The following is a 6,010-nucleotide window of genomic DNA, read 5'->3' as shown; positions in this document are numbered from 1 at the left end:
GCAAGCCCGCTCCCACAAGGACTACATGAATCCCTGTGGGAGCGGGCTTGCCCGCGAAGAGGCCGGATCAGGCGCCGACGATCCCGCCATCTTCCCGCGAAATCGCCATCACCGAAGACCGCGGCTTGCCATTGGGTAGATGCTCGGGGAAGGTCGAGCCGCCGTTTTCACCCGGATGCTGAATCCCGACAAACAAGGTTTTCTGGTCCGGCGCGAAGCTGATCCCCGTCACTTCACAACCTACCGGGCCAACCATGAAGCGGCGAATCTCGCCGGTTGCCGGGTCGGCACAGAGCATTTGGTTGTTGCCCATGCCGGCAAAGTCTCCGGCATTGCTCGAATCGCCGTCGGTGAGAATCCACAAGCGTCCGGCCTTGTCGAAGCCCAGGCCGTCCGGGCTGTTGAACATGTTCTGCGGCGTGATGTTCGACGATCCGCCTTTTGGTGTGCCGGCGTGAACCCCCGGATTGCCGGCGACGACGAACAGGTCCCAGGCAAAGGTTTTCGAGCCGTGATCGTCACGCTCGGTGCGCCAGCGCAGGATCTGCCCGTAGACGTTCTTCTCGCGTGGGTTCGGCCCGCCCACCGGTTGCCCGTCTTCGCCGCGTTTGGCGTTGTTGGTCAGCGTGCAGTAGACCTGGCCATCCTTGGGGCTGACCACGATCCATTCCGGGCGGTCCATGCGCGTGGCCTTCACCACACTGGCGGCGAGACGGGCGTGAATCAGCACTTCGGCCTGATCGGCAAAACCGCTGCTGGCGTCGATGCCGTTTTTACCGTGGGTCAGTTCGATCCACTCACCCTGGCCTTTCGGGTGATCGACGTTGCCGTCACCGGCATCGAAACGCGCCACGTACAGGGTGCCGTGGTCGAGAATGTCGCGGTTGGCCTTGGGGTTCTTGTGGTCGATCTTGTCGCGGCTGACGAATTTGTAGATGAACTCACCGCGCTCATCGTCACCCATGTACACCACGGCATGACCGTCGGCGGTTTCGGCCAGGGCGGCGTTTTCGTGTTTGAAGCGGCCCAGTGCCGTGCGTTTGACCGGCGTCGATTTCGGATCGAACGGATCGATCTCCACCACCCAGCCGTGACGGTTGAGCTCGTTGGGGTTCTTGGCCATGTCGAAGCGCTCGTCGTGCGGGTGCCAGTTAATCTCTTTGCTGGTGGCCACCACGCCATAGCGTTTTTGCGCCGGGTCGAATTTCTGCTCGGCGTTGCTGCTGCCGAAGCAGTCGGTGAAGTTCTCTTCACAGGTCAGGTAGGTGCCCCACGGCGTCTTGCCGTTGGCGCAGTTCTGGAACGTGCCCAGGACGTTCTTGCCGTGGGGATCGGCGCTGGTTTTGAGCAGGGCATGCCCGGCGGCCGGGCCGCTCAGGGTGATGGGGGCGTTGCCATGAATGCGGCGGTTGTAGCGCGAGCCCTGGACGAATTGCCATTGGCCGTTCTTGCGCTGCACTTCAATCACCGACACACCTTCACTGGCCAGCGCCTTGCGCACTTCTTGCGCCGATTGCGGCATGCCGCCGTGGGCGTAGAGGTAGCGGTAGTTGGTGTATTCGTTGTTGATCGCCATCAGCGCCCGGTCCTTTTCGCCCGGAAATTCGAACAGGCTCATGCCGTCGTTGTTGTCGCCGAACTGGACTTCCTGATGTTCGGCGCTGCCGTTGCCGCTCGGGTCGAACGCCGGACCGTCCTTGTGCAGAGGCTGGCCCCAGCTGATCAGCACCGAGGACTTGTAGCCCGGTGGCAGGGTGATTGTGTCGCTGGTGGCGGCGGCAATGCTGTCGAAGCCCAGCAACTGGCTGTTGCCGGCGCTGACACTGGCGGCCATCACGCTGCGGCTCAGCAGATTGCCGCCGAGGAACATCGCAGCGCCGCACAGGGCACCCGCGCTGATGAAGCCGCGACGGCTGAGGCCGACCATGGTTTCGAGGTCGGTGGATTGGTTTTCTTCTAATAGGCTCATTTCAGGCTCCCTGCGGATTTTGCAGACACCTTAAAGATGAGTAATGAACCTTTTGTTGCAGTTCTGCTTACAGTGGTGTTCCCAGCAGAACCCGGGACGGCGAGAACTCGACGCGCACCGGTTTGCCGCAGGTCAGCCCCGATGCTTGCAGATGACTCGGTTCGGCCAAGGCGCACAGGGTCAGACCGTTGGGCAGGGTGATGCGCACTTCGCTGGGGCTGTCGTCGGCGTCGAGAATCTTCTCGATGGTGCCTTTCAAGCAATTGTTTCCAGGCGTTTCGTCGGAATCAATTTCCAGCACATCGAGCCAGCCGGCCTTGATCAATGCCACGACTTCGCTGCCGATTTGCAGTTCCAGGCGCTCGGTGCTGTCGTGGGTGATTTGCGCATCGACGATCAAGCCTTCGGCGACTTCGAGGCGAATCAGGTCGTTGCGCCCCTGAGGTTCGATCGCCACCACCTTGCCATGCAACTGATTGCGCGCGCTGGTGCGCAGCATCAGGCGCCCGAGCAGATCCAGGTCGCTCGCGTCTTCAGCAGCTTCCAGCACCTGGGCCTGCAAGGCTTGCAGCTTCTGGTACAGGCGCAGCACCCGCTCACCTTCGTTGGACAGGCGCGCGCCACCGCCGCCCTTGCCGCCGACAATCCGCTCCACCAACGGCTTCTGCGCCAGGTTGTTCAGCTCATCGATCGCATCCCAGGCGGCCTTGTAGCTCAGGCCCGCGCTTTTGGCCGCGCGGGTGATCGAGCCTTGTTCGGCGATGTGCTGCAACAGGGCGATGCGCTGCGGACGGCGGACAATGTGCTGGGACAGCAAGGTTGGCAAAGACATGACAAGTCGCTTTGGGTGGTGACGATGGTGAGGATGGTGAGGACGTTGGCCGCTTGGGCCGCGCGAGTCAAGTCAGGGTGTCTCGCCGGGTTTGGGCGTACGGGCCAGGCAATAGACGTCGACCCTCGCCGCCCCGGCGTCCATCAGCAGGCGAGCCAGGGCCTGGGCCGTGGCACCGGTGGTCAGTACGTCGTCGACCAGGGCCAGGTGCTGGCCTTTGACGACGGCGCCGGGTGCCAGGGCGAAAGCATTGTGCAGGTTTTTTCGGCGGGCTTGGGCGTTCAAGGCCTGTTGGGCGTCGGTGTCCTGGGTGCGTAGCAGCAACCGTTCGTCGCAAGGTATATCGAGACTCGCACTTAACCAGTGAGCCAGCATCGCTGCCTGATTGAACCCGCGTTGGCGCAGGCGTCTGGTGGCCAGCGGCACCGGGATCAGCGCATCGGGGCGCAGCAGATCGTCTTCGAAGCGATGTTGCAGGTATTGAGCGAGAAGTTCGGCGAGCAGGCGGCCAAACGGCCATTTTGCGTTGTGTTTGAAGCGGGTGATCAGGCTGTCTACCGGAAAGCTGTAGGTCCAGGGCGCAATCACTTGTTCGAAGGACGGTGGCTGCTTCAGGCAATGGCCGCAGGTGAGGCCCGTGGCCGGAAGCGGCAGGGCGCAGGTCAGACAGTGATCGCCGAGCCAGGGCAGTTCGATTTCGCAGGCCGTGCAGACAGGTGGGACGCCGTCGGCCGGTTCATCGCACAAAAGACATGATTGTTTGTTTTTTAACCAGATGTAAACCGGTCCTTCGTATCGTGGTTGACAGCGCATCGCTCTTCCTTAAATATGCCGAAACATCTGTGAAGCGACTGTGAAATTCCATTAGCCAGCCGCCTGCCAAAGCATAATTCAAAGGAAACGCCCATGAGTGCCAGCACCACTGCAACCCTGCGTCATGACTGGACTTTGGCCGAAGTCAAAGCACTCTTCGTTCAGCCATTCAATGACCTGTTGTTCCAGGCGCAGACGGTGCACCGTGCGCATTTCGACGCCAACCGCGTCCAGGTGTCGACCCTGCTGTCGATCAAAACCGGCGCCTGCCCGGAAGATTGCAAATATTGTCCGCAGTCCGGTCACTACAACACCGGCCTGGAAAAAGAAAAACTGATGGAAGTGCAGAAGGTCCTCGAAGAGGCCGCTCGCGCCAAGGCCATCGGTTCGACCCGTTTCTGCATGGGCGCGGCGTGGAAGCATCCGTCGGCCAAGGACATGCCCTACGTGCTGAAGATGGTTGAAGGGGTGAAAGCCCTTGGCCTGGAAACCTGCATGACCCTCGGTCGCCTGGATCAGGACCAGACCGAAGCGCTGGCCAAGGCCGGCCTCGACTACTACAACCACAACCTCGATACGTCGCCGGAGTTCTACGGCAGCATCATCACTACCCGCACCTACAGCGAGCGCCTGCAAACCCTGGCCTATGTGCGTGAGTCGGGGATGAAGATCTGTTCCGGTGGCATCCTCGGCATGGGCGAGTCGCTGGACGACCGCGCCAACCTGCTGATCCAGCTGGCCAACCTGCCGGAGCATCCGGAGTCGGTGCCGATCAACATGTTGGTGAAAGTCGCCGGTACGCCGCTGGAAAATGCCGACGACGTCGACCCGTTCGACTTCATCCGCATGCTTGCGGTCGCGCGCATCCTGATGCCGCAATCCCACGTGCGCCTGTCCGCCGGCCGCGAAGCCATGAACGAGCAGATGCAGGCCCTGGCGTTCTTCGCCGGTGCCAACTCGATTTTCTACGGCGAAAAACTGCTGACCACCGCCAACCCGCAGGCCGACAAGGACATGCAACTGTTCGGGCGCTTGGGGATCCTGCCGGAAGCCCGCGAAGAGCACGCCGATGAAGTGCATCAGGCGGCGATCGAGCAGGCGCTGGTGGAGCAGAAGAGCAGCGAGCAGTTCTATAACGCGGCGGTTTGAGCAACCACTGCGTCCACTGAATGAATGCAAAACCCCTGTGGGAGCGAGCTTGCTCGCGATAGCGTCAGGTCCGTCGACATCAATGTTGAATGTGAAGCCGCCATCGCGAGCAAGCTCGCTCCCACAGGGATCGCATTCATTTTGATTTCGGTGATCTGAACTTCGAGGCCTGCATGTCTTTCGATCTCGCCGCACGCCTTGCCGCCCGTCGTGCCGAAAACCTCTACCGCCAGCGCCCGCTGCTCGAAAGCCCGCAGGGGCCGCAAGTGGTGGTCGATGGCCAGCCGTTGCTGGCGTTCTGTAACAACGACTACCTGGGCCTGGCCAATCATCCGCAAGTGATCGAAGCCTGGCGCGCTGGCGCTTCGAAGTGGGGGGTGGGTGGAGGGGCATCACATCTGGTCATTGGCCATAGCTCCCCGCACCATGCCCTGGAAGAGGCGTTGGCCGACCTGACCGGTCGCCCGCGCGCGTTGCTGTTCACCACCGGCTACATGGCCAACCTCGGTGCAGTCACGGCGCTGGTGGGGCAGGGTGATACGGTGCTTGAAGACCGGCTCAATCATGCGTCGCTGCTCGACGCGGGGCTGTTGTCCGGCGCGCGGTTCAATCGCTACCTGCACAACGACCCGATGAGCCTGGCCAAACGCCTGGAAAAAGCCACCGGCAATACGTTGGTGGTCACCGACGGCGTGTTCAGCATGGACGGTGATATCGCCGACTTGCCTGCGCTGGCTCGAGAGGCCAAGGCCAAAGGTGCCTGGTTGATGGTCGACGATGCCCACGGTTTTGGACCGCTGGGTACCAACGGTGGCGGCATCGTCGAACACTTCGGCTTGAGCCAGGATGACGTTCCGGTGCTGGTTGGCACCCTCGGCAAGGCGTTCGGTACGGCGGGTGCCTTTGTCGCCGGCAGCGAAGAGCTGATCGAAAGCCTGATCCAGTTCGCCCGTCCCTACATCTACACCACCAGCCAGCCGCCTGCGCTGGCGTGCGCCACGTTGAAAAGCCTGGAACTGCTGCGCAGCGAACACTGGCGCCGCGAGCATTTGCAGACGCTGATCCGCCAGTTCCGCCACGGTGCCGAACAGATTGGCCTGGAACTCATGGACAGCTTCACGCCAATCCAGCCGATCATGGTCGGTGATGCGGGGCGCGCGGTGCGTCTTTCGCAGATGCTGCGCGAACGCGGGCTGATGGTGACCGCGATTCGCCCACCGACCGTACCCGCCGGCAGGGCCCGGCTG

5 protein-coding genes are annotated in these 6,010 nt (G+C 62.0%); 2 read left to right on the top strand and 3 right to left on the bottom strand.

Annotated elements, in window-relative coordinates:
- Nucleotides 1–67: 67 nt before the first annotated feature.
- The 3 genes from PMI34_RS00050 to PMI34_RS00060 all read right to left on the bottom strand — a co-directional run bounded on the left by PMI34_RS00050 (nucleotide 68) and on the right by PMI34_RS00060 (nucleotide 3,614).
- A complete protein-coding gene (locus tag PMI34_RS00050) occupies nucleotides 68–1,969 on the bottom strand; it encodes a PhoX family protein (RefSeq protein ID WP_008054315.1) in 1,902 nt (633 codons plus the stop codon).
- 67 nt (nucleotides 1,970–2,036) lie between these two features.
- Nucleotides 2,037–2,801, bottom strand: coding sequence for a TOBE domain-containing protein (locus PMI34_RS00055; protein WP_008054314.1), 765 nt, complete (start codon nucleotides 2,799–2,801; stop codon nucleotides 2,037–2,039).
- Nucleotides 2,802–2,873: 72 nt separating this feature from the next.
- The gene (locus tag PMI34_RS00060) at nucleotides 2,874–3,614 is read right to left on the bottom strand and encodes a ComF family protein (protein WP_008054313.1); all 741 of its coding nucleotides are present in this window, start codon (nucleotides 3,612–3,614) and stop codon (nucleotides 2,874–2,876) included.
- Between the two features lie 93 nt (nucleotides 3,615–3,707).
- On the opposite strand from PMI34_RS00060, the gene bioB reads away from it, so the two are divergent.
- Together bioB and bioF are read left to right on the top strand one after the other, a co-directional pair.
- A complete protein-coding gene (bioB, locus tag PMI34_RS00065) occupies nucleotides 3,708–4,763 on the top strand; it encodes a biotin synthase BioB (protein ID WP_008054312.1) in 1,056 nt (351 codons plus the stop codon).
- A 173-nt stretch (nucleotides 4,764–4,936) separates the two neighbouring features.
- On the top strand, nucleotides 4,937–6,010 hold a 1,074-nt coding region (bioF, locus tag PMI34_RS00070; protein WP_008054311.1), incomplete at its 3' end, for an 8-amino-7-oxononanoate synthase.

This window comes from Pseudomonas sp. GM74 (assembly GCF_000282455.1).
In the GTDB taxonomy this organism is placed as follows: Bacteria; Pseudomonadota; Gammaproteobacteria; order Pseudomonadales; family Pseudomonadaceae; genus Aquipseudomonas.
The sequence above is the reverse complement of the archived record's forward strand: the minus strand, read 5'-3'. Positions and strand labels throughout refer to the sequence as shown.